This window comes from Streptomyces phaeolivaceus (genome assembly GCF_009184865.1).
GTDB classification, from domain to species: domain Bacteria; phylum Actinomycetota; class Actinomycetes; order Streptomycetales; family Streptomycetaceae; genus Streptomyces; species Streptomyces phaeolivaceus.
In genome coordinates, this window is record NZ_CP045096.1 from 8,999,540 (window position 1) to 9,021,812 (window position 22,273).

Genomic DNA, 22,273 nt, shown 5'->3' on the forward strand with positions numbered 1-22,273 from the left:
CGTACGAGGAGCTGTACGGCTTCCTCCGGGCGGGGGTGCGCGAGAACGAGTGCGTGGGGCTCGTCGGCAAGGTTCTCTACGACCTGGGCAGCGAGTACGTCGAGGGCGTCAACGCCATCTCGGGGGAACGCTGTTCACCCCACCCGCACGTCTTCGGCGACCGGCTGATCCGCCCTGGCGACCCCGCCTTCTTCGACATCCTGCACAGCCACCTCGGCTACCGCACCTGCTACTACCGCACCTTCGCCGTCGGCAGCGCCTCGACCGCCCAGCGCGACGCCTATGTCCGCTGCCGTGAGTACATGGACGCGGCCATCGCCCTCGTCCGCCCCGGCGCGACCACCGCCGACATCGTCCAAGTGTGGCCCCGCGCTTAGGAATTCGGGTTCCCCGACGAGACGGCCGCCTTCGCCCTCCAGTACGGCCACGGCGTGGGCCTGTCCATCTGGGAGAAGCCGATCTTCAGCAGGCTCGTCTCCCTCGACCACCCCGAAGTCCTCGAAGAGGGCATGGTGTTCGCCCTGGAGACGTACTGGCCGGCCGCCCCAATCGAGGAGGAACTCGTCGCCACCGCCGACGGCTGCGAGGTCATCACCAAGTTCCCCGCCGAGGAACTCCTCGTCGTCGGCCGCCGGTACTGGACGGTCGACGGCCCCCTGAACACCGCCGCGAGGCCCAGTCCCACCTCAACACCCGCCCGAACGGGAGCACATGATGGCCGACAGCCTGGAGGACCTGGAGGACCCACGGCTCACGAAGGACACCTGGGGCGGCGCGGGCACCGACGACACCATGGACCCGGGCGAACTCCTGGCCCTCCACGCGCAGATGGCGCTCATCCGCCGCACCGAGCAGGCCGCCCACGACCTGTTCCTCTCCGGCCTCGTCAAGGGCATCACCCATCTCGCCGCCGGACACGAGCCCGTCGCCGTCGCCGTCGCCGTCGCCGTCGCCGTCGCCGTCGCCGTCGCCGTCGGCGCCAGCGCCGCCCTGCGCCCCGACGACTACGTCTTCGCCACCTACCGGGGCCCTCACCACGCCCTCGCCCGGGGCGCGACCCCCGAGGAGTACCTCGCCGAACTCATGAGCAGGGCAACGGGGTTGTGCCGGGCCAAGGGCGGCCCGATGCATCTCACGAAGGCCTCGGTCGGCATGCTCGGCTCGTACGCCGTGGCGCCGCCGGTTCCCTTGCCGAAGAAGCCGCCGTGACGTCGTCGGTGGTGTACACCGGACCACATCACGGCGGCTTCTTGATCGCGCCGACAGGGCGCTTACGGAGGCGCTTGGCCAACCGCGGGATGGAGGTTGCCAGTTCTCATTCGCGCGAGAACAACCTCTACGTGACTCCGCACCCCATCGCGAGGATGGAGGCTTCCAGCCCGAAGGCTGCGGTCCAGCCCGAACCGTGCCCGAGTTGGGCAAGGCGACCATATCGGGCTCTACGGTGGCCCGCCTCGCGGACCGGGCCCGAGCGGGAGACGGGCCCGGACTGCTGGAGGCGCGGACGTACCGGCACTACGGGCACAGCCGCGCCGACCCGGCCGGCTACCGCCCGGCCGACGAGGTCGAGCACTGGCTGCGGCACGACCCGCTCGATCTGGCCCGCGCCCGGCTCGCCGCCCTCGGCGAGTCCACCCTCGACGCCGACGCGCGTGTCGAGCGGACGGTGGCCGATGCCGTCGAGGCGGCCAGGAACGCGCCCGGCCCCGATCTCGCCGAGGCCCTCACCGACGTATGGGCCGACGGAGGTGCCGCATGGCGGACGTGATCACCTATCGCGAGGCGGTCGCCGAGGCCCCGGCCCGGGAGATGCGGCGCGATCCGACCGTGGTGTGCCTGGGCGAGGACATCGCGGAGACCGGGGGAGTGTTCAGGACGACCGTCGGACTGCTGAAGGAGTTCGGGCCCGAGCGTGTGTGGGACACGCCCATCTCCGAACAGGCCATCGTGGGCGCGGCGATGGGCGCCGCGATGACCGGCATCAGACCGGTCGCCGAGATCATGTTCAGTGATTTCTCGGCCTGTTGCTGGGACTACCTCGCCAACGAGATACCGAAAGTACGGTATATGACGGGTGGTCAGATCACCGTTTCGCTCGTCGTCCGTACCGCCAACGGCGGCGGCCTCGGCTTCGGCTTCGGTGCCCAGCACTCCCGGTCCACCGAGAACTGGGCCCTCACCGTCCCCGGCCTCAAGATCGCGGCACCCTCGACCCCGGCCGACGCCATCGGGATGCTGGCCGCCGCCGTCCGCGGTGACGACCCGGTGGTCTTCTTCGAGCACAAGGCCCTCCTTGCCGCCAAGGGCCCGCCCCCGCCACCGGACCACGTCGTCGAACTGGGCCGCGCGCGGGTCGTCCGCGAGGGCGACGACCTCACCCTCGTCGCGCTCGCCGCCATGGTCCCCGTCGCCCTCGAAGCCGCCCGGCGCCTGGCCGAGGAGGGCATCGACGCCGAGGTCATCGACCTGCGCGGGCTGATCCCGCTGGACACGGCCACCGTGCTCGGCCCGCTCGGGCGGACCTCGCGTCTGGTGACCGTCGAGGAGAACCCGTACCAGGGCGGCTGGGGCGCGACCCTCGTCTCGGTCGTCGCCGACGAGGGCTTCGGCCTGCTGGACGCGCCCGTCCGGCGGGTGGCGGGGAGTGCGTGCCGCTGCCGTTCGCCGACACCCTTGAAGAGCGGGTCGTCCCCACCGTCGGCCGGGTCATGAGGACCGTCCGCGACCTCGCCGCATACTGACTCCCCGTCAGCTTTCATTCGGACCCACCTCTGGGAGGAACGGCGATGACCAAACGGATGCTGCTGCGCTCGGGCCATGTCGTCACGATGGATCCGGCCATCGGCGATCTGCCCGTGGGCGACGTCCTCATCGAGGACGGCACGATCACGGCCGTCGAGCCCGCGATCGACGCGGACGTGGACGCCGAGGTGCTCGACATGACCGGCCGTATCGTCATCCCCGGCTTCGTCGACACCCACCGCCACACCTGGGAGGCGCCGATCCGCGGCTGCGCCCCCGATGCCACCCTCGACGACTACTTCGTCGACGTCCTCGACACCTTCGCGCCCGTCTACACCCCCGAGGACGTCTACGCGGGCAATCTGGCCGGCGCCCTGGAGTGCCTCAACGCGGGCATCACCACCCTCGTCGACTGGTCGCACATCAACAACACGCCCGAGCACCCGGACGCCGCGATCCGGGCGCTGGCGGAGACCGGTATCCGCGCCCAGTACGCCTACGGCAGCGCCAACACCTCCCTCGCCGACTACTGGTTCGACAGCAAGATCGCGGTCCCCGGCGACGACGTCCGCCGTATCCGCGCCGAGCACTTCTCCTCCGACGACGGTCTGCTGACCATGGGCCTGGCCACCCGGGGCCCCGGCTTCTGCACGAACGACGTGGTCACCCAGGAGTGGGCACTCGCCCGCGAGCTGGACATCCCCCTCACCGTGCACGTCGCCATGGGCCGCCTCGCCGGACGCTTCGGCCTGGTCAGGCAGCTGCGCGAACTGGGCCTGCTCGGACCCGACACGACATACGTCCACTGCTGTCACCTCAGCGAGGAGGAGTGGCGGATGGTGGCCGACAGCGGCGGCACGGTGTCCATCGCCGCCCAGGTGGAGACCCAGATGGGTCACGGCTGGCCGCCCGTGATGCAGGCGTTGGAACACGGGCTGCGGCCGTCCCTGAGCATCGACGTCGTCACCACCGTCCCCGGCGACATGTTCACCCAGATCCGGGCCGCCTTCGGCGCCGAACGCGGCCGTGTCAACGCCGACTGCTGGCAGGCCAACCTTCCCGTACCCGCCACCATGTTGACGGCACGTCAGATGCTGGAGATCGCCACCCTCAACGGAGCCCACGTGGCCGGCCTGGAGAGCCGCACCGGCTCCCTGACCCCCGGCAAGCGGGCCGACGTCGTCGCCCTCGACGCCACCGCCCTCAACATGGCGCCCGTGCACGACGCGACGGCGGCCGTGACGCTCGGCGCGGACGTCTCCAACGTGGAGACGGTCATCGTCGACGGCGCGGTCCACAAGCGTGACGGCAAGCTCCTCGCGGACACCGGCCGGGCCCGCCGCCTGGTCGAGGAGTCACGCGACCGCCTGCTGGAGGCGGTGGCCGCGAGGAAGCGCGACGCATGACGCACGGGCGCCGCGCCGATACGCCGGGAACCCCCAACCACCGTACGGCGGTTGGGGGTTCCCGGCGGCGGAACGGAAAGCGCTGACCGCATCGGCACCGACCGCATCGACACCGACCGCATCGACATGGACCGCATCGGCGATCCGCTCACGCGGCCGTACGACCTCGGTGTCCCGCAACCAGCCGTCCGTCGGCCCTCGCGGGGCGAACCGTGCCGCCGCTGTCTCTCGTAGTGGCGTGTGCCGCGTGCCGGGCGGCGTCGGCGCTTCCGGTCCTGCGCAGCAGGTCGGTGCGCTCCTCCTCGCCCATGCCGCCCCACACACCGGCCGTCTGCCCGCTGTCGAGCGCCCAGTCGAGGCACTCGCGGCGCACCGGGCAGCGGGCGCAGACGCGTTTGGCGGCGGCGACGTCGTCGAGCGCCGGTCCCGTGGTGCCCACGGGGAAGAACAGTTCGGGGTCCTCTCCCACGCAGGCAGCTTTCAGCAACCACTCCATACGGGCCCGGGTGCCCAGGACGGATGGGGCGAAACGCTGCATCCGGGCCGGGTGGTTCCGATTCCGCTCCCGTTCCTGGTTCCGTTCCCGTTCCCGTCCCGGTCCGCCGGTGGTCTCAGCGGTCGAGCACGCCGTCCACGAACTCCTTGACGTCCGCGAGCACTTCACCCTTGTTCGTCTCGTTGAACACCTCGTGCCGGGCGCCCGGATAGATCCGCTCGGTCCACTCGGCGCCGCGGAACTCCTCGATCCCGGTACGGCTGCCCGCGAGCGGCACGATCCGGTCGTCGTCGCCGTGCAGCCACAGCAGCGGCAGCGGACCGATGGTCCCGCTCTTCGAGATCGTCTCCAGGGAGCGGTCGATGGCCTCAAGCGTCGGCCGCTTGAACGGGCCGTGCCACACCAGCGGATCGTTCGCGTACGTGGCACCGACCGCCATGTCCCGTGACAGCAGCTTCGGGTCGAGCGGGACCTCGGGCACCTCCGGCGGCGCGAGCAGGGCCCGCAGCGGCTCCCAGATCCCGATCAGCGGCCCGGACAGGACGACCGCGGCGAGCCCGGCGCCGTACCGCTGGGCGTACCGCGCGGCGATCAGACCGCCCATGGAGTGACCGATCAGCACCACCGGCAGCCCCGGATACGCGGCCCGCGCCAGCACCTCCACGGCGTGCACGTCGGTGACCACGGCCTCGAAGTCCTCGATCAGCACCCGCTCGCCCGCCGACCTGCCGTGGCCCATGTGATCGGGGCCGAACACCACCGCGCCGTGCCGCACCAGGGCGTCGGCCACATGTTCGTACCGGCCGATGTGCTCCCCGTAGCCGTGCACCAGGAGCACGACGTACCGCGCCCCCTCGCACGGCCATTCCCGTGCGGTGACACCGCCCCGCGTGCCGGCGAAGCTGTGCTCGCGCGAGTCGGCCATGACTCCTCCAACTACGTCGGTGAAGGTACCCGGGGGATCTTGCCAGCCCGTCGGACGATGGTCCATGGGCCGTCCGGGGCGAAAGCCCGAACGCGTGAGCGAAAGATCGAACCTGTGACCGGTGCTCGAAGTGACCGGCACTCGAAGCGGCCGGTGCTCGAAGCGGGCGGCGGCAGGATCAACTGGCGAGACGGTCCTGTCGTGTGCCGATAGGTGCGCCTAGCATCGGTCTCCGCATGAACACGATGACTCTCTGGCAGCTGTCCACAGCCGAGTTCGCGGCCCTCGCCTTCGCCGCCCTGCTCGTCGGCTTCTCCAAGACCGCCGTGAGCGGTGCCAACACGGTCAGCCTCGCGATCTTCGCGGCCGTCCTGCCGGCCCGCGCCTCGACCGGGGTCCTGCTGCCGATCCTCATCGTCGGAGACGTCCTCGCCGTCCTCACCTACCGCAGGCACGCCCACTGGCCCACCCTGTGGAAGCTCTTCCCGGCGGTCGCCGCCGGTGTCGTCCTCGGCACCCTCTTCCTGATCCGGGCCGACGACCAGACGGTCCGTACGTCGATCGGCGCGATCCTGCTGCTGATGACGGCCGTCACGATCTGGCGTCGGCGCACGGTCGACAAGGACGACGAACCCGACGCGATCACCACCCGCACCGGCCGCGTCAAGGCCCGCTCGTACGGTGTCCTCGGCGGCTTCACCACGATGGTCGCCAACGCCGGCGGCCCCGTGATGTCGATGTATCTGCTCTCGGCGGGCTTCCGGAAGCTCGGCTTCCTCGGCACGTCCGCCTTCTTCTTCCTCATCGTCAACGTCTCCAAGGTCCCCTTCAGCGTGGGCCTCGGCCTCATCGACGCCAACTCGCTGCTCCTGGACGCCGCACTCGCCCTGTTCGTCGTACCGGGCGCCCTCCTCGGCAAGTGGGCGGTGAACCGCATCAACCAGAAGGTGTTCGAACAGCTGGTGATCGCGGCGACGATCGTCGGCGGTCTGCAACTCCTGCTCCGCTGAGCCCCATGACGCCTACCGCTCAGCCGCCGCCCCGCCCCCCGCCCCGGACGGCGTCGGCGCCGGGGCCCGCATGTGCAGCCCGTGGGACAGGTCCTCCCGCAGCAGCCGCTTGGCGATGGTGTCGACGGCGGCCCGTAGCTCCGCGTCGGCGGGCCGGCCGTAGTCCTTCTCCAGGCGCTGCCGCAGCCAGTCGCCCCAGGCCTCGCTGATCACCCGGGCCTCACGGGCACCGGCCTCGGTGTGGGCGAAGAGGGTGTCGTGCCGGGTGAGATAGCCCTCCTCGACCATGCGTGCGAAGACCGGCACCAGCACCTCCGCCGGCATCTGGCGACGGGCGGCGATCAGCGTCAGATTGGCGTGCCCGACCATCCGGGTGAACAGCTCGACCTGCATGACCGCCCAGGCGCCCGCGATGTCCAGCCGCGTGTCCGAACCGAGGACGATCCGGCGGGCGGTCTCCAGCTCCGTACCGCCGATGATCTTCCCGACGGCCGTCTCCAGAAGCCGCTGCGAGTCCCCGGCGGGCGGCCGTGCGAACCCCTCACCCATGTCCGACGAGCCCGCCCGCGCACTGTCCCGCAGCCGCACCTGCTTGAGGAAGAGCCCCACCACGAACCCGACGGCCGCGACCGGCACGGTCCACAGGAACACGGTCTGCAGGGTCTCCGAGTACGCCTGGACGATCGGCTCGGCTGCCTCGGCGGGCAGCCGGTGCAACCCCTCGGGACTCTGTGAGGCCCGCGCGATCGCCGCCGGTTCCGCCACCCCCGTACGCGCCGCCTCCTCGACGGCCGCCGACAGCTTGGGGGCGAGCGTGTTGGCGTAGATCGTGCCGAACACGGCCGTGCCGAACGAACTGCCCAGCGTACGGAAGAAGGTGACACCCGAGGTCGCGGTGCCCAGGTCGGCGTAGTCGACGGTGTTCTGCACGGCGATCGTCAGCACCTGCATGCACAGCCCGATGCCGGTGCCGAGCACGAACATGTAGAGCGACTCCAGCCAGACGTTCGTACCCGGTTCCATGAGCGACAGCAGGAACAGGCCGACCCCCATCACGAACGAGCCGACGATCGGGAAGGTCCGGTAGTGCCCGGTCTTGCTGACCACGTTTCCGCTGGCCACGGACGCGATCAGCAGCCCGATGACCATGGGGAGCGTACGGACGCCGGAGACGGTGGCCGAGTCGCCGTCGACGTACTGGAGATAGGTCGGCAGATACGTCATCGCGCCGAGCATCGCGAAGCCCACGATGAAGCTGAGGATCGAGCAGACCGTGAAGACCGGGTTGCGGAACAGCCGCATCGGCAGCATCGGTTCCGCCGCGCGGGTCTCCACCCAGCAGAACAGCCCGAGCGCGACCGCGCCGCCCACGAACAGCCCGACGATGACGCCGGAACCCCAGGCGTACTCGTTCCCGCCCCAGCTCGTCGCCAGGATCAGCGCGCTCGCGCCGGCCGCGACGAAACCGATGCCCAGGTAGTCGATGACGGGCCTGGCGGCCGACTTCACCACCGGGATCGTGCGGGCGGCGGCCACCACCACGAGGATCGCGATGGGCACGTTGACGTAGAAGCACCAGCGCCAGGTCAGATGGTCGGTGAACAGCCCGCCGAGCAGCGGCCCGATCACCGTCGCCACCCCGAACACCGCGCCGATCGCCCCCTGGTACTTCCCGCGCTCCCGCAGCGGGATCACATCCGCGATCAACGCCATCGCCGTGACCATGAGCCCACCGGCGCCCACGCCCTGCAGCCCGCGCCACACGATCAGCAGGGTCATGTTCGAGGCGAGGCCGCACAGGAACGAGCCCGTGATGAACACGACCGCCGACACCTGGAAGACGACCTTCCGGCCGAACAGGTCGCCGAACTTCCCCACCAGGGCCGTGGACACGGTCTCCGCCAGCAGATACGCCGTCACGACCCACGACATGTGCTCCGCACCACCGAGGTCCGACACGATCGTCGGCAGCGCCGTCCCCACGATCGTCTGGTCGAGGGCCGCCAGCAGCATCCCCAGCATGATCGTCACGAACACGACGTTGCGCTGGCGCTTGCTCAGCACGGGCGCCTGCGCGGCGGGCGGGGCGGCGGCGTCCTCGGTGATCGTCACACGGCCACGATCACACCGGGCTCCGGCCCGTGCATGCGGAGTCGGCTTTGGGTGCGCCTTCTGGGGTGGGGTGGGGGTGGGGGTGGCTTCAGGTGGGGGTGTCTGGGGTGGGTGGGGTGGGTGGGGTGGGTGGGGTGCGTTGTCGGGTGCGGGTCCGGTGGGGGCTGGTCGCGCAGTTCCCCGCGCCCCTGAAAAGCAGGGGCTGCGCCCCGTGCTTTTCAGGCCCGCAGAGGGCTGGTCTTTCAGGCCCGCAGGGGCCTGGTCTCTTAGGGGCGCGGGGAACTGCGCGAGAAGCCCCACCGGACCGCACCCGACAACGCACCCCACCCCACCCCACCCCACCCCACTCCACGGCGTTCCAGTCGCCCCCTAGTCCCCACGCAACCTCGGCGCCCACACCCCCGCGTCCACCGCATGCCCCTCCCGTTCCACAACCCCGGCCAGCCGCCGGGCCCACGCCCCCACCCCGGCCAGATCGACACCGTACGGACGCCGCCGCCCGCTCCCGGCGCCCCACTCCTCGACCGCACCGGCCCCGCGCCGCAGCAACAGCGCACCGCCCTTCACGTTGCCGCGCGCGGAGTGGGTGAGACCCACCGCGAGCTGGGCGAGGCCCCGCCACAGCGCGCGCTCCTCGTCCGGCCCGGACTTCCACGCGTCCTCGAAGACCTCGTGCGCGTGGAACGGCTTCCCCGCGTCCAGCAGCGCCTGCGCCTCGACGACCGTGTCCTCGGGGGCCCGCACCACCCCCTCGGGCTGCCGCTCCACCCCCGGCGCCCCGTAAGGCAACGGGCGCCCCAGCCCGTCCCGGGGCCGCGCACTCCGCGCCCGCCCCTCCTCGTCCCGGTCCCGCCCCCGCGTCGTCCCGTCGTCCTGCGCTGTACCGCTTGTACCGCTCATACCTCGATTGTCCCCCGCCCCTCACCGGCTCCGGGGCAGTGGCCGACGTACGGTAAAGTGCTCACTGCGCGATCACGCGGTTCACCGCGGACAGCGCACCGGGACGTGGCGCAGCTTGGTAGCGCACTTGACTGGGGGTCAAGGGGTCGCAGGTTCAAATCCTGTCGTCCCGACTCGACGGAGTCGCAGTTCAGGGGCCGTTCTGGAGCAATCCAGAACGGCCCCTTGATCATTTTTGGGGACCAGTTGGGGACCAACGCCCTTGACCGCGTCAGCGTGCGATCACGATCGGGCCCGGCAGGGAGCGGGGGGCACGCCGGGCGCTGAGGTGTGCGGAGAGGGCGTTTCCCGCGGCGGTGATCTTGTGGACGTCGGGGTTGGGGCCGGCTGCCAGGACGAGCCGGGAGACGAGGGGACGGATCGGCGGCGCTGTGCGGCCCGGGTACCGCTGCGCAGTATCCGGTTCAAGCGGCTGATCACCGCTCATGAGCTGCCCCTCTTCCTCTCGCCGACTCGCTGAGCACTGTGGCGATCGACGATCGACGATCGACGGAAGTCGGTGCGCCAGACGTCGATCACATCACCGTGGTGGTTGGTGATGACAGTAGTGACCTCGTCCGGGTCGTCGGTGGGCGGGCCGAGTAGTCGTGCCGTGCACGATCTGCTGGTAGGCCGGGCCTTGGTCGTGAGCATCGGACCGGTATCGGATATTCGGTGTTCTGCCCGCCCCGTGAGGACACAGGATGGTGCGCATGACTTTGGCCACCCCCATATTGCACACCGCTCGCCTGCGACTGCGCCCCTTCACCGACGCCGACGCGGACCTGCTCTTCGCCCTGCACAGCAGCACCCACGTGATGCGCTACTGGGATTCCCCGCCGTGGAACGAACGGGCCCGTGCCGAACGCTTCATCACCATGTGCCGGAAGATGGCGGACGAAGGCACCGGGGCCCGGGTGGCCATCGACCGCGCTGCTGACGGGGCCTTCGTCGGCTGGTGCGGTCTGACCGGATGGAACCCGGACTACCGCAGCGCGTCGTTGGGCTACGTCCTCGACGAAGCGATGTGGGGACACGGCTACGCGACGGAGGCCGCGCACGCCTTGCTGCGGTGGGCATTCGACACACTGGACCTGAATCGAGTTCAGGCCGAGACCGATACGCGCAACATGGCATCGGCCCGGGTCCTGGAGAAGATCGGATTCATGCGTGAAGGGACGTTGCGGGAGGACTGCGTCGTGAACGGCGAGGTATCCGACTCGTGGGTGTTCGGGTTGATCAGGCGAGAGTGGCAGCCAGCGGCCGTGCCGATCCAGCCCGCGAAGAGCGGCGTTAGGCCCGTCTCTGGTAGCGGCCGCGTCCAGGTTGAGTGAGGAAGCCTTGACGGGTGAGGCGTCCTGGCGGCTGCGGGTGACGTTCATGGTCGGGTCGTCGGTTGGCATGCCGAGGAGTTCGTGCAGTCCACGGACCCGGAGTGCCTGGTCAGGGTGCTGGTTGAAGGCGTTCACGATGGCCTGGTAGGCGGTGGCCTGTTCGGGCGGATCGAGTTCACGTCCGTCGCCGGTCGGCGCGATTTCGGCGATGACCTTTCGGGTGGTGGCCAACTCCGCGAGACGCGCTTCGGTCTCGGCGAGTGCGCCGGTCAAGTCCTCTATCTGGCTGCGGAGTTCATCGGCACGGGCAACGGTTCCGTCATGGCGGGCCTGGAGATCGGTCAGGAACTCGGTGATGTCCACACGGCCGCTCGGAGGGTGCCGCGCCAGGTGGGAGTGGGCGTGTTGAGGCGGCGGGTCATGTTCGCGGTGGAGGCACAGTGGACCGTGAGGCGGAGGTGTCGGGGCAGTGGTCGTACTCGCGGGCCAGGCGCCGGTGCGGCATCAGGGTGCCATTGACCTGCTCGACCACCCACCGTTTCGGCTGCGGGACAAAGCTTGCCGCGCTCGACGGTGCTCAGGCGGCCTTCCTCGCGATCGCCGGCCGGGGCGCGGAGGACGGCCGGGTGCAGGGACTGCTGGAGACGCTGGGTGTTCCCTACGCCGGGTCCGGGGTGCCGGCCTCGGCGATCGGGATGAACAAGCACGCCGCGAAGACCGTCGTGTCCGCCGCAGGCGTACGCGTGCCCAGCGGCGTCCTGGTCGACGCAACCGCCGACAGACAGCAAGCGCGAAGCCGCCCGTATCGATCGGGCTCCAGCTGGCCCGGACCACGGCCGATCAGTCGGCGCTGCCTGTCCTGGGCGGCGCCGCCGGTCGCGGTGACCCATGCCGGCGTTGGCCATGCTCTGTTTGGAGCTCCGGGGCGGGGTGGTTCTTCGACACCGACGGCCGCGCCGGCGGCTGCCGGTTCCTGCTGCGCCTACGGCACTTCTAGCACCCCGTAGCGGGGGCCGTCGACCGAGACAGCCCGGCAGAAGGTCTCCGCTACCGTCGCGCTCATGGTCGAACACGATGCTCTTCAGACAACCCGTGAGGCGTACGACGCCGTTGCCCCCACCTATGCCGAGATGTTCCGCGACACCTTGCGTGACCGGCCCCTGGACCGCGCGATCCTGGGGGTGTTCGCCGAGGCCGTACGGGAGAGCGGGGACGGTCGGGTCGCGGACCTGGGGTGCGGGCCCGGCCATGTCACCGCCCATCTGGCCGAGTTGGGGCTCTCCGCGTTCGGTGTCGATGCCTCTCCCACGATGATCGAGCTGGCTCGCGAGGCCTGTCCGGGCCTGCGGTTCGACGTGGGCTCGATGACCGCGCTGGACATCGCCGACGGCGCGCTGGACGGCGTACTGTCCCGTTGGTCCGTCATCCACATCCCGCCTCCCGAACTTCCCGCCGTCCTGCGGGAGTTCCACCGGGTGCTGGCACCCGGCGGGCACCTGCTGATCTGCTTCTCGGCGAGCGAGGACGTGTCGCGTCCTACGCAGGTCTTCGATCACGCCGTCGCGCCCGCCTACCGGTGGTGGCCCGACCACCTGGCCACGCTGCTGCGCGACAACGGGCTGGCGGAGGTGGCCCGCCTGGTCCGCGAACCCCAGCCCGACGACCGACGGCAGTTCCGGCAGGTTCAACTCCTCGCCCGCAAGGCAGAGTTGGAGGCCGTCTGACCCAACGGCCGCTCCAGGGGCCCGTGTTGCGACGGGCCTCCGGAGGGAGCCGTGATCGGCCGGATGCGGTCTGTGCACGAGTGGGCGAACGCCAGTAACTTGTGCGGCCTTCGCGTCCTGGGGGGGGCTCGTGAACGGTCTCCGTAAGGTCGTTGTCGGGCTGTTGATCGCGTGCGCGGTGGTGGTGCCACCGGCCGGGGCAGACCCATCGGCTGCGGTTACGGTCGCTGTGTCGGCCGAGGCCGTGCGGCCGGGCTGGTCGGCGCTGGACGTGCCGGCTGCGGCGCCGCCGGTGACCGTGGCCGATCTCGCCGCCCGAGGGTCCCGCGAGGCGTGGGCGACCGGGTACGAGCAGGCCGCCGACGGCTTGCGGCCGCACCCTGCCGAGCCGGCCCGGCTCGTCGGCGCCGGGGAAGGTGGCGTCCCGGGTCCATGCCTGGGGACCACCGGGCAGCACCCCGCCGCTCGTCCCCGGACCGGCCTTCCTCGCCTGGAACGGACAGTCGTTCACCGGGTACGGTGAACCGGCGGTGGCCGGGGAGGGCGGCTCCTCGGTGCTGCGGCCGGCACCGGTGCCGGGCACGGCCTCGGTGTGGTCCGTCGGCCGCGCGGACGGCCCCGAGGGCACCTTCGCCCCGCGCGTCCTCCGATTCGACTGAGCTGCCGCCGTACCGCTGCCGCTGTTGCTACCGACCGTTACCGTTACCGCTATGGCTATGGCTATGGCTATGGCTACGGCTATGGCGGGGGTGGCTACGGGGCCTGTGGGGTGAAGGAGCGCAGTACGTCCGCGCCGGGCCGGACTACGCCGTAGCTGCTCTCGGGGACCTCGTTCCAGGCGCCGGGCAGATCGCCGAGGGGCTCGGAGACGATGAGGCGGGTCTCGTCGGAGACCTCCCGCAGGAAGGCGAGGTCGGGATGGAGCGAGCGCAGGGTCTCCACCCGGGTGCTGTAGAACAGCGAGCGTGATGTCTTCTGGCTGGAGTAGCGGAAGGCCCACAACGCCTGTCCGTCCGTCACGGCCACCGTCATCTGCAGCGGGAACTCGACTCCGTGCTCCCGGCCGGTCCGCTCCACCAGGCCCGCCATCCGCGCGACCGCGCCGGGCGGGTCGTCCTCCAGACCGAAGGTGAGCGCCAGATAGAACATCAGCTCGGAGTCCGTCGATCCCTCGACGTCGGCGAAGTGTTCCGGGGCGACGGCCATGGAGAGGTCCCGCCGGACCAGATGGAAGTCGGCGATCGCCCCGTTGTGCATCCACATCCAGCGGCCGTGGCGGAACGGGTGGCTGTTGGTCTGCTGCACCGCCGTACCGGTCGACGCCCGGATGTGGGCGAAGAACAGCGGGGAGCGGACATGGTCGGCGATCTCCCGCAGATTGCGGTTGCTCCAGGCCGGACCGATGTCGCGGAAGACCGCGGGTGTCTCCAGGTCCGGCGAGTACCAGCCGACGCCGAACCCGTCACCGTTGGTGGTCTCGACGCCCAGCCGTGAGTGCAGACTCTGGTCGATCAGGGAGTGCGCCGGCCTGTAGAGGATCGTGTCGAGCAGGATCGGCGTTCCCGAGTAGGCGAGCCACCGGCACATCGGCTACCACCTTCCTGGCGTACGGGACGTACGGGACCTACAGGACGTACGGGACCTACGGGTGGACCGGCAATTCCATGGTCGTGCGGCCACCCGTTGATCGCCACACGACGGCCTCACGGACGGATCCCCCGCTTGCCCGCTTGCCCGCTTGCCCGCTTGCCCGCTTGCCCGCTTGCCCGCGCGGGCGTACGCGCTGGTGGGTGTACGTGCCGGGTGTGTGCGGTCAGTCGCGATAGCCCCGGAGTTTTCGGTACAGCGTGGCGCGGGCGATGCCCAGGGACGCCGCCGCGCGGGCCTTGTTGCCACCGTTGCGGCGGAGGGCCTCCAGGATGGCGGAGCGTTCGGCGTGTTCCATGGGGCTGAGCCGCCGGGTCGCGGGACCCTCGCGGACGGCGTCCGGCAGTTCGGCGCGCCGTACGGGCCCCGACGCACGTCGCTGCTCGGCCAACGCCCGCACGACATGGACGAGTTCGGTGACATTGCCGGGCCACGGATGCTGTTCCAGGGCGCGCAGGGCGTCCAGGGTCCAGGTGAGCGGGGGCTGTCCGGGTGCCGGCTTCGGGGCCAGTGCTGTCAGCAACTCCCTGATGTCCTCGGGCCGTTCACGCAGCGCGGGGAGGGTGACCGAGCGGGCGGCCAGGGTGTCCAGGAGTCGCTGGAGGCACGGGCCCGGCGGGGTTCCGGGGGTGTAGGTGACGAGCAGGGGAGCGCCCGGGTGGGTGTCGAGGAGTGAGTTGAGGGCCGCGGTGTCGGGTTGTGAGAGGCGCTCGACATGGCGGATGAGGAGGGCGTGACCGTCCGTCAACTCGCCGATCAGGAAGCCGGGTTCGCGTTCCGCCGCGTCGACCACCAGCAGCTCGGGGGCCAGTTCGTGGGCGAGCGCGGTCTTCCCGGTGCCGCGTTCGCCGACGAGCAGCAAGGGCTCGGGCGACCGGGCCAACTCCGTCGCGCGGCCCACCGCGTGCCGCCACGGCACCGAGTGCCCGGCCAGCGCGACGACACCCCGCCCCTCGGTGCGACACGGGCGAGACCGTCGCGGAACACCGCACACCGTCCGGCAACCGAATCCGGGCCGAGCCAGGTGCCACGCCGGCCTGCACCGCACCGGCCTGCACCGCACCGGCCTGCACCGAGTCGGCCTGCACCGCACCGGCCTCCGCCGAGCCGGCCAGCGTCACATCGGCCCCCCACCCTCCATTCGCATCCCGCAGCAGCACGGCCACGCCCCGCTCCAGCGCGTCCAGTCCCTCCGGCGACAGCAGGCGCCCCGCTGCCTCGTTCACCAGGCGGTTGCGGCCGTCGAGGGCGACGACCGCCCGCCCCCGTTCCCGCGCGGCCCGCAGATACGCGTCGAGCAGGACCCGCTCGGCCGGCTGCGACCGCGCCAGCAGCTCCGCCTCGACGGCACCGGCCGCCGCCTCGGCGAGGGAGGCCCACGGATGCGGCGCGCACTCGGCGCACAGCCCTGAGGCGACCGTCACCGTGCCGACGGTCCGCCCGGTCTCCGGCGCGAGCACGGGCACGCTGACCGCGGACACGTCCTGCCACAGATCGAGGAAGTGCTCCGGCCCGTGCACCTCGGAGCGACGGCGTGTGCGCAGCGCGAGCGCCGCGCTGTTGTGGCCGACCACCTGCTCGGAGAGGTCCTCGCAACAGGGATCGTCCGGCGCGCACCCGGTCGCCCACATCACCCGCAGCCGCTCGTCGGTCAGCAGAAGGGCCGTCCGTCCGGTGCCGACGGCGGGGGCGAGCCGTTCGAGCACCGGCCGCGCCGCCGCCAACAGAGCGGACGCGTCCGGCCGTACGGCGTCCGAGCGTATGGTGTCGGATCTGGCGGCGTCCGGCCGTACGTCGTCCCGCCCGCCGTCATGGCGTACGCCGTCATGGCGTACGCCGAAGAACCGGGCCCGCCTCCACGCGGCGACGATCTCCTCCGGCACCCCGTCCGGCAGTTGGCGCCCTTCGAGGAACAACTCACGAGCCCTGCGCAGCGAGGCCAGGGCAGGGTGGACGGGGAGATGCTCCGTGGTGGTCACGACACCACTCACCGTACCCGGCGCGGTCGAACAGCCGACAACGGGCCCGAACCGCACGCACTGTCTCTTATTGAGACACCCACGCTCCCGCGCCGCCCTCCATGATCTTGAACGGTCGGTGCCTGTTCTCATTTCCCTGGAGCGTCCCCCGTGCACACCGTCGAGACGGTCGCAGAGCCAGTAGCAGAACCAGTCGCAAGGCCGGATGTCGTGACCGACGTACTGATCGTGGGCAGTGGCCCGGCAGGCGCCTCCGCCGCGCTCGCCCTGAGTACGTACGGCGTCCCGAACATCGTCGTCACCCGCTACGCGAGCCTCGCGGACACGCCCCGCGCGCACATCACCAACCAGCGCACCATGGAGGTGCTGCGCGACCTCGGCGTCGAGGACGAGGTCGTCGCGAAGGCCACCCCGCAGCACCTGATGGGGAACACGACCTTCTGCACCAGCCTCGCGGGCGAGGAGCTGGGCCGGATCCGCTCCTGGGGCAACGACCCGCTCGTGCAGGCCGCGCACGAACTGGCCAGCCCCACCCGGATGTGCGACATGCCGCAGCACCTCATGGAGCCCGTGCTCGTCGACGCGGCCGTGGCACGCGGCACCAACCTGCGCTTCTCCACGGTCTACAAGTCGTTAGTCCAGGACGACGAGGGCGTCACGGTCACGGTCGAGGACCGGCTGCGCGGCGACGAGTACACCATCCGCGCCAAGTACCTGATCGGCGCCGACGGCGGCCGTTCCCAGGTCGCCGAGGACGCCGGACTGCCCATGGGCGGCCAGATGGGCGTGGCCGGCAGCATCAACATCGTCTTCGACATGGACCTGTCGAAGTACACCGCGCACCGCCCGTCCACGCTCTACTGGGTGCTCGCCCCCGGCGCCACCGTCGGCGGCATCGGCGCGGGCCTCGTGCGATGCGTACGGCCGTGGAACGAGTGGCTGATCGTCTGGGGGTACGACGTCACCGCGGGCGCCCCCGATCTGACCACCGAGTACGCCGAGTCGATCGTCCGCAGGCTGGTCGGCGACGACGAGATCCCGGTGACGATCAAGTCGTCGGCGGCCTGGACCGTCAACGAGATGTACGCGGAGACGTACGCGAACGGCCGGGTCTTCTGCGCCGGCGACGCCACGCACCGCCACCCGCCGTCCAACGGCCTCGGCTCCAACACGTCCGTCCAGGACGCCTACAACCTGGCCTGGAAGCTCAAGCTCGTCCTCGACGGCACCGCGTCCCCGGCTCTTCTCGACACCTACACCGCCGAACGCGCCCCGATCGGCAGGCAGATCGTCACCCGCGCCAACAAGTCCATCGGCGAGACCGCCCCCGTCTTCGAGGCCCTCGACGGACTCTCCCCGCAGACCCCCGAACAGCTCTGGGCCAACATCGCCGCCCGCAAGGACGCCACCGAGGCCGCCGAGAAGCAGCGGGCGAGGCTCCGCGAGGCGATCGCGTTCAAGGTGTACGAGTTCAACGCGCACGGCGTCGACCTCAACCAGCGGTACTCCGCCGAAAGCTCCGCGGCGATCGTCCCCGACGGCACACCCGACCCCGGCTTCGACCGCGACCCCGAGCTGTACCACCAGCCCACCTCCCGCCCCGGCGCCAAACTCCCGCACGCCTGGATCACCTCCGGCACCCGCACCCTCTCCACCCTCGACACCGTCGGCCGGGGCCGCTTCACCCTGCTCACCGGCATCGGCGGCGCCGACTGGCTCCGGGCCGCCGGCGCCCAGGACCTGGAGATCGCCACCGCCGTCATCGGCCCCGGCCAGGAGTACGAGGACCCGTACGGTGACTGGGCCCGGCTCCGCGAGACCGCCGACGGCGGAGCCCTCCTCGTACGGCCGGACGGGTATGTCGCCTTCCGGCACGCGACGGCACCCGCGTCCTCGGCGGACGCCGAGCGGTTGTTGACGGAGGCGGTGCCGCGCATTCTCGGCCGTGCCTGAACGGGGGCGGGCGCGGTTTGCCTGAAGAGGACCTGGACAGGAACGGTCTCGCGCGCGGCTGTGGCGCGGGCGCACGAACAGTCGTAGGAGTTGGGGCATGACCACCGAATTCACCACCCGGATCACCGAGGCGGTCGTCGACAGCCTCGACGGCACGGCCGACCCGCGCCTGCGGGAGCTGCTCGCCGCCCTCACCCGCCACCTCCACGCCTTCGTCCGCGAGACCGAACCGACGACGGCGGAATGGGAGCGGGCGATCGCCTTCCTCACCGCCACCGGGCAGACCTGCACCGACACCCGGCAGGAGTTCGTCCTCCTGTCGGACGTCCTCGGCGTCTCGATGCTCGTCGAGACGATCAACAGCGGCGAGGGTGACGAGGGTGACGAGCACAGGAGCGAGGCACCCGGCGGCGTGACCGAGTCGACCGTCCTCGGTCCGTTCCACATGACCGAGTCGCCGGTACGGGAACTCGGCGCGGACATCGACCTGGTCGGCGGCGGCGAACCGTGTGTGATCAGCGGGCGGGTGCTGTCCCGGGACGGCACCCCGCTGCCCGGCGCGGTCCTCGACGTCTGGCAGGCGAGCGCCGACGGCTACTACGACGTCCAGCAGCCCGAGGTCCAGCCGGCGGGCAACGGCCGCGGACTGTTCACGGCGGACACCGAGGGCCGCTTCTGGTTCCGCACCTGTGTGCCGAGCCCGTACCCCATCCCCACGGACGGCCCCGTCGGCGACCTCCTCCGCGCGACCGCCCGGCACCCCTACCGCCCGGCCCACATCCACTTCATCGCCTCGGCGGACGGGCACACCCCGGTCACCACCCATATCTTCGTGGCCGGCAGCGACCACCTAGACTCCGACGCGGTGTTCGCGGTCAAGGACAGCCTCGTCCAGGACTTCACGGAGACCGACGACCCTTCCCTGGCACGGGAGTTCGGCATCCCGAACCCGTTCCGTCACGCCCGCTTCGACCTCGTGCTCAACGTCCGGACCCCTGGGTCCGACGCGCGCGACTCGGGGCGTGTGTGATGGAGTTCGTGTACGAGGCCCGGCCCATGCGTGTCGTCATGCGTCCAGGCGCGGCGGTGACTGCGGTCGCGGGGGAGGCCGAACGGCTGGGCCCGCGGCGGCTGTTGGTGGTGTGCGGTCCGAGGGGCGCCGAGACGGCCCGTGCCGTCGCGGACTCGCTCGGCGACGCGTGCGCCGGACTGTTCACGGAAGCCCGCCAGCACGTGCCGGTGGAGATCGCCGACGAGGCGGAGCGGGCGGCGCGAGCTGTGGACGCGGACGGCTGTGTGGCGGTCGGCGGCGGTTCGGCCATCGGACTGGGCAAGATGATCGCCCTGCGCACCGAACTGCCTTTGATCGCCGTGCCGTCCACCTACTCCGGCTCCGAGATGACCCCGGTCTGGGGGCTGACCGAGCACGGCGCCAAACGCACCGGCCGCGCCCCGTCGGTCCTGCCCCGCAGCGTCGTCTACGACCCCGAACTCACCCTCTCCCTCCCGGTCCCCCTCTCCGTGACCAGCGGCATCAACGCGGTCGCCCACGCCGCCGAGGCGCTGTACGCGCCGGACGCCTCGCCGCTGGTGTCGCTGACGGCGGAGGAGGGCGCCCGAGCCATGGCGGGCGCGCTCCCCGGCGTGGCGGCCGACCCCGGGGACCCGGAGGCGCGCGGCCGTGCCCTCTACGGCGCCTGGCTCTGCGGCACCGCGCTCGGCGCGACCACCATGGGCCTGCACCACAAGCTGTGCCACGTCCTCGGCGGCACCTTCGGCCTCCCGCACGCCGAGACCCACACGGTCGTCCTCCCGTACGCCCTCGCGTACAACGCCCCCGCCGCGCCCGAAGCGATGACGGCCCTGGGCCGCGCCCTGGGCGCGGACAACGCCCCCTTGGCCCTGTGGAACCTGTCGGGTAGCCTCGGCGCCCCTCGCTCCCTCGCCGAACTGGGCCTACGCGAAGCGGACTTGGCGACAGCCGCGGCACAGGTGACCGCCCAGGCGTACCCCAACCCACGCCCGATCACCACGGCGGACGCCCTGAAGCTCCTGAACACGGCCTACGAGGGCACACCACCACCGGCACACCCCTGACCGCCCCGAACCGCCCAGCTCCGAACCGACCAGCCGCGCACCGCCCAGCTCCGAACCGCCCAGCTCCGAACCGACCAGCCGCGCACCGCCCAGCTCCGAACCGCCCAGCTCCGAACCGACCAGCCGCGCACCGACCAGCCGCGCACCGACCGGACCCGCACCCCATCAGGCGCACCGAACGACGAAAACCGAAAGGTGAACACCATGCCCCTCGGACTGCTCCGGCGGCGATTCAGGAATGCCCCCGGAGGCGCCGCAGGCTCCACGTTCCCCGTCCCGGACGGCGCGGGAGTCGTCCTCCGGGAGGTACTGGACCCCGTCAACCAGCCCATGGGCGCGGCCGATGTGACGGTCACGGAACTGCGCAGCCACCGCGTCGCCGCACGCGGCACGACCGACCCGTACGGCTTCTTCACGGCCGTCCTGCCGCCGGGCACCTACAGCATGCTGGTCATGGCCGAGGGCCTGGAACCGCACCGTGAGACGGTCGAGGTGCTCCCGGACGCGGGTGTCTCGCGGGAGCGGGTGTGGCTCCAGTCGGCGAGGGCGCTGGAACTCCCGGCCCCCGGCACCTGGCTCTTCGACCCGCCGCACACCGCGATCCGGTTCATCGCGAAGCACGTCGGGATGGCGCATGTGCACGGCCGGTTCGAACGCTTCGAGGGCGGTCTGGCGATAGCCCAGGACATGACGCAGTCCCGCGTGCATGTCCGTATCGACGCGTCCAGCATCACCACGGGCAACAACACCCGTGACGCGCACCTGCGTTCCGGCGACTTCCTCGACGTCGAACGCTTTCCCTACATCGACTTCGTCAGCACCCGGTTCGCCTACCGGGGCGGCAGCAAGTGGACGCTCCAGGGCAGCCTCACCATGCACGGCGTCAGCCGTTCCGTCTCCCTGGACACCACCTACCTCGGCACCGTCAACGGCGGCTACGGCGAGGAACTCCGCTGTGCCGCCCTCGCCAAGTCCGAACTCCACCGCGAGGACTACACCCTCAACTGGCGCTCCATGCTCGCCCGCGGCATCGCGGTCGTCGGCCCGACCATCCAACTCGAACTCGACGTCCAGGCGATGTACCGCACGCACGACACGCCCATTCCGCCGGAATAGCCCGGATCGCCGATGCGTGTAGAGGCCGGCTGACGCCGCCGCCTGCCTTGGGGACGTGCGAAGAGCACGGACAGCCACCTTGAGCAACGAGACGGTGAGACCGGGACGACCGATGTCGCCTGCGACAGCGCGCTGCGATGAGGGTGGGGGCCGGGGCTGGGGCCGGGGGCTCACCCGTGGTCCCCTTCCGGCAGGCCGTGGACCGTATCGCCGAACACGCCGACGAGCATCGGCTCGGAGTGCGACTGGGAGCGCACGCGCAACGGCTGTGCGGCATTTCGTGAGCAGGCGTGCGTTCTCTGTCTCCGTACGACTCGACCGAACCAAGCCCTGAGGGGTACCGGTCATGGAGTGAGGAGGGGCGGGAGGCGACCGAACCGCCTGTGCATCCGCCGGTGTTGACGAGCGTCCGAGGCGAGCGATTCCGTCCGTTCCACGACAGGGAACTCGTGAGTACGGCAGTTCGGGGGCTCGTTGGAACCCTGTTTCTTCCTGAACTATGCGCGCAAGCACGGGACACGGGATGCTTGACAAGTGGTTCCACGAAGACCCTTCCGCGGAATTGAGTCATGAGTTCGGCGACTGTGTTAAAGCTATGCCGTGCCCACTGTCCCACCCTCCCCGCCCTTCACACTCCCAACTACTTCAGAAGCGATTTCTGAGGTCGGGAGCGGACGCGAAGGCGCTCATTCCCGTTTTTCTCTGGGCGCCGGTCCGGAATCCCCTCGGGCGCGGCCCGCATACCGCCCGTCAACGGCCTGGTTACCAGCGGCCAGAACACACCGGTCTCCTT

At 70.9% G+C, this 22,273-nt stretch carries 20 protein-coding genes, 1 tRNA gene and 4 pseudogenes; 16 read left to right on the plus strand and 9 right to left on the minus strand.

Annotated features, from left to right (window positions below; genetic code table 11):
* Positions 1-2: 2 nt before the first annotated feature.
* The 5 genes and pseudogenes from F9278_RS41045 to F9278_RS41065 all read left to right on the plus strand — a co-directional run.
* A pseudogene (locus F9278_RS41045) lies at positions 3-715 on the plus strand (M24 family metallopeptidase); the annotation flags it as partial.
* Positions 712-1,209, plus strand: a complete 498-nt coding sequence (locus F9278_RS41050) for a thiamine pyrophosphate-dependent enzyme (protein ID WP_226967151.1) — start codon at positions 712-714, stop codon at positions 1,207-1,209. The pseudogene F9278_RS41045 and the gene F9278_RS41050, both read left to right, overlap by 4 nt.
* A gap of 235 nt (positions 1,210-1,444) precedes the next feature.
* A complete protein-coding gene (locus tag F9278_RS41055) occupies positions 1,445-1,768 on the plus strand; it encodes a thiamine pyrophosphate-dependent enzyme (RefSeq protein ID WP_319023128.1) in 324 nt (107 codons plus the stop codon).
* Positions 1,756-2,712 carry an alpha-ketoacid dehydrogenase subunit beta gene (locus F9278_RS41060; protein ID WP_226967152.1) on the plus strand — a complete coding sequence of 319 codons (957 nt, stop codon included), beginning with the start codon at positions 1,756-1,758 and terminating at the stop codon, positions 2,710-2,712. The genes F9278_RS41055 and F9278_RS41060 overlap by 13 nt, the downstream gene beginning before the upstream one ends.
* A gap of 74 nt (positions 2,713-2,786) precedes the next feature.
* Positions 2,787-4,148 carry an amidohydrolase family protein gene (locus F9278_RS41065; RefSeq protein ID WP_152172852.1) on the plus strand — a complete coding sequence of 454 codons (1,362 nt, stop codon included), beginning with the start codon at positions 2,787-2,789 and terminating at the stop codon, positions 4,146-4,148.
* A 241-nt stretch (positions 4,149-4,389) separates the two neighbouring features.
* Here F9278_RS41065 and F9278_RS47790 read toward each other — a convergent pair.
* Both F9278_RS47790 and F9278_RS41075 read right to left on the minus strand, forming a co-directional pair.
* Positions 4,390-4,644: pseudogene (locus F9278_RS47790) on the minus strand (WhiB family transcriptional regulator); the annotation flags it as partial.
* A 115-nt stretch (positions 4,645-4,759) separates the two neighbouring features.
* The gene (locus F9278_RS41075) at positions 4,760-5,569 is read right to left on the minus strand and encodes an alpha/beta hydrolase (protein ID WP_152172854.1); all 810 of its coding nucleotides are present in this window, start codon (positions 5,567-5,569) and stop codon (positions 4,760-4,762) included.
* Between the two features lie 236 nt (positions 5,570-5,805).
* Between F9278_RS41075 and F9278_RS41080 the strand changes: the two genes are divergently transcribed.
* A complete protein-coding gene (locus F9278_RS41080) occupies positions 5,806-6,579 on the plus strand; it encodes a sulfite exporter TauE/SafE family protein (protein WP_152172855.1) in 774 nt (257 codons plus the stop codon).
* Positions 6,580-6,591: 12 nt separating this feature from the next.
* On the opposite strand, the gene F9278_RS41085 is transcribed toward F9278_RS41080, so the two are convergent.
* Together F9278_RS41085 and F9278_RS41090 are read right to left on the minus strand one after the other, a co-directional pair.
* The gene (locus tag F9278_RS41085) at positions 6,592-8,691 is read right to left on the minus strand and encodes an MDR family MFS transporter (RefSeq protein ID WP_152172856.1); all 2,100 of its coding nucleotides are present in this window, start codon (positions 8,689-8,691) and stop codon (positions 6,592-6,594) included.
* Positions 8,692-9,060: 369 nt separating this feature from the next.
* Positions 9,061-9,591 carry a DUF309 domain-containing protein gene (locus tag F9278_RS41090; RefSeq protein ID WP_152172857.1) on the minus strand — a complete coding sequence of 177 codons (531 nt, stop codon included), beginning with the start codon at positions 9,589-9,591 and terminating at the stop codon, positions 9,061-9,063.
* Between the two features lie 99 nt (positions 9,592-9,690).
* Here F9278_RS41090 and F9278_RS41095 point away from each other — a divergent pair.
* Positions 9,691-9,764, plus strand: a tRNA-Pro gene (locus F9278_RS41095).
* A 98-nt stretch (positions 9,765-9,862) separates the two neighbouring features.
* On the opposite strand, the gene F9278_RS47795 is transcribed toward F9278_RS41095, so the two are convergent.
* A complete protein-coding gene (locus F9278_RS47795) occupies positions 9,863-10,078 on the minus strand; it encodes a hypothetical protein (RefSeq protein WP_226967153.1) in 216 nt (71 codons plus the stop codon).
* Positions 10,079-10,343: 265 nt separating this feature from the next.
* Here F9278_RS47795 and F9278_RS41105 point away from each other — a divergent pair, with 265 nt between their 5' ends.
* The 4 genes from F9278_RS41105 to F9278_RS41130 all read left to right on the plus strand — a co-directional run bounded on the left by F9278_RS41105 (position 10,344) and on the right by F9278_RS41130 (position 13,347).
* Positions 10,344-10,964, plus strand: coding sequence for a GNAT family N-acetyltransferase (locus F9278_RS41105; RefSeq protein ID WP_193241855.1), 621 nt, complete (start codon positions 10,344-10,346; stop codon positions 10,962-10,964).
* 81 nt (positions 10,965-11,045) lie between these two features.
* The gene (locus tag F9278_RS48910) at positions 11,046-11,483 is read left to right on the plus strand and encodes a hypothetical protein (protein WP_193241856.1); all 438 of its coding nucleotides are present in this window, start codon (positions 11,046-11,048) and stop codon (positions 11,481-11,483) included.
* Positions 11,484-12,025: 542 nt separating this feature from the next.
* On the plus strand, positions 12,026-12,688 hold the full coding sequence (locus F9278_RS41120) for a class I SAM-dependent methyltransferase (RefSeq protein WP_152172860.1): 663 nt from the start codon (positions 12,026-12,028) through the stop codon (positions 12,686-12,688).
* A gap of 416 nt (positions 12,689-13,104) precedes the next feature.
* A complete protein-coding gene (locus tag F9278_RS41130) occupies positions 13,105-13,347 on the plus strand; it encodes a hypothetical protein (protein WP_226967154.1) in 243 nt (80 codons plus the stop codon).
* A 94-nt stretch (positions 13,348-13,441) separates the two neighbouring features.
* Here the strand turns inward: F9278_RS41130 and F9278_RS41140 are convergent, their stop codons facing one another.
* Positions 13,442-14,275 (minus strand): class II glutamine amidotransferase, encoded by an 834-nt coding sequence (locus F9278_RS41140; RefSeq protein WP_152172862.1) that lies wholly within the window; start codon positions 14,273-14,275, stop codon positions 13,442-13,444.
* Between the two features lie 226 nt (positions 14,276-14,501).
* Entirely contained in the window at positions 14,502-15,236 is a 735-nt protein-coding gene (locus F9278_RS49105) for a helix-turn-helix domain-containing protein (protein ID WP_450373203.1), read from the minus strand.
* Between the two features lie 55 nt (positions 15,237-15,291).
* On the opposite strand from F9278_RS49105, the gene F9278_RS49110 reads away from it, so the two are divergent.
* Positions 15,292-15,747 carry a hypothetical protein gene (locus F9278_RS49110; RefSeq protein WP_450373205.1) on the plus strand — a complete coding sequence of 152 codons (456 nt, stop codon included), beginning with the start codon at positions 15,292-15,294 and terminating at the stop codon, positions 15,745-15,747.
* A gap of 12 nt (positions 15,748-15,759) precedes the next feature.
* Here the strand turns inward: F9278_RS49110 and F9278_RS49115 are convergent.
* Positions 15,760-16,446: pseudogene (locus tag F9278_RS49115) on the minus strand (hypothetical protein); the annotation flags it as partial.
* 78 nt (positions 16,447-16,524) lie between these two features.
* On the opposite strand from F9278_RS49115, the gene F9278_RS41150 reads away from it, so the two are divergent.
* From F9278_RS41150 to F9278_RS41160, 3 genes are all read left to right on the plus strand, one after another.
* Positions 16,525-18,267, plus strand: a complete 1,743-nt coding sequence (locus tag F9278_RS41150; RefSeq protein WP_152172863.1) for an FAD-dependent oxidoreductase — start codon at positions 16,525-16,527, stop codon at positions 18,265-18,267.
* Between the two features lie 97 nt (positions 18,268-18,364).
* Positions 18,365-19,297, plus strand: coding sequence for a dioxygenase family protein (locus F9278_RS41155; RefSeq protein ID WP_152172864.1), 933 nt, complete (start codon positions 18,365-18,367; stop codon positions 19,295-19,297).
* Positions 19,297-20,364: a maleylacetate reductase gene (locus F9278_RS41160; RefSeq protein WP_152172865.1), complete on the plus strand. Its 1,068-nt coding sequence runs from the start codon at positions 19,297-19,299 to the stop codon at positions 20,362-20,364. Before F9278_RS41155 ends, F9278_RS41160 begins: the two co-directional genes overlap by 1 nt.
* A 42-nt stretch (positions 20,365-20,406) precedes the next feature.
* Here F9278_RS41160 and F9278_RS48915 read toward each other — a convergent pair.
* A pseudogene (locus F9278_RS48915) lies at positions 20,407-20,502 on the minus strand (hypothetical protein); the annotation flags it as partial.
* 66 nt (positions 20,503-20,568) lie between these two features.
* On the opposite strand from F9278_RS48915, the gene F9278_RS41170 reads away from it, so the two are divergent.
* Positions 20,569-21,480 carry a YceI family protein gene (locus F9278_RS41170; RefSeq protein WP_152172866.1) on the plus strand — a complete coding sequence of 304 codons (912 nt, stop codon included), beginning with the start codon at positions 20,569-20,571 and terminating at the stop codon, positions 21,478-21,480.
* The last annotated feature ends 793 nt before the right edge of the window (positions 21,481-22,273 follow it).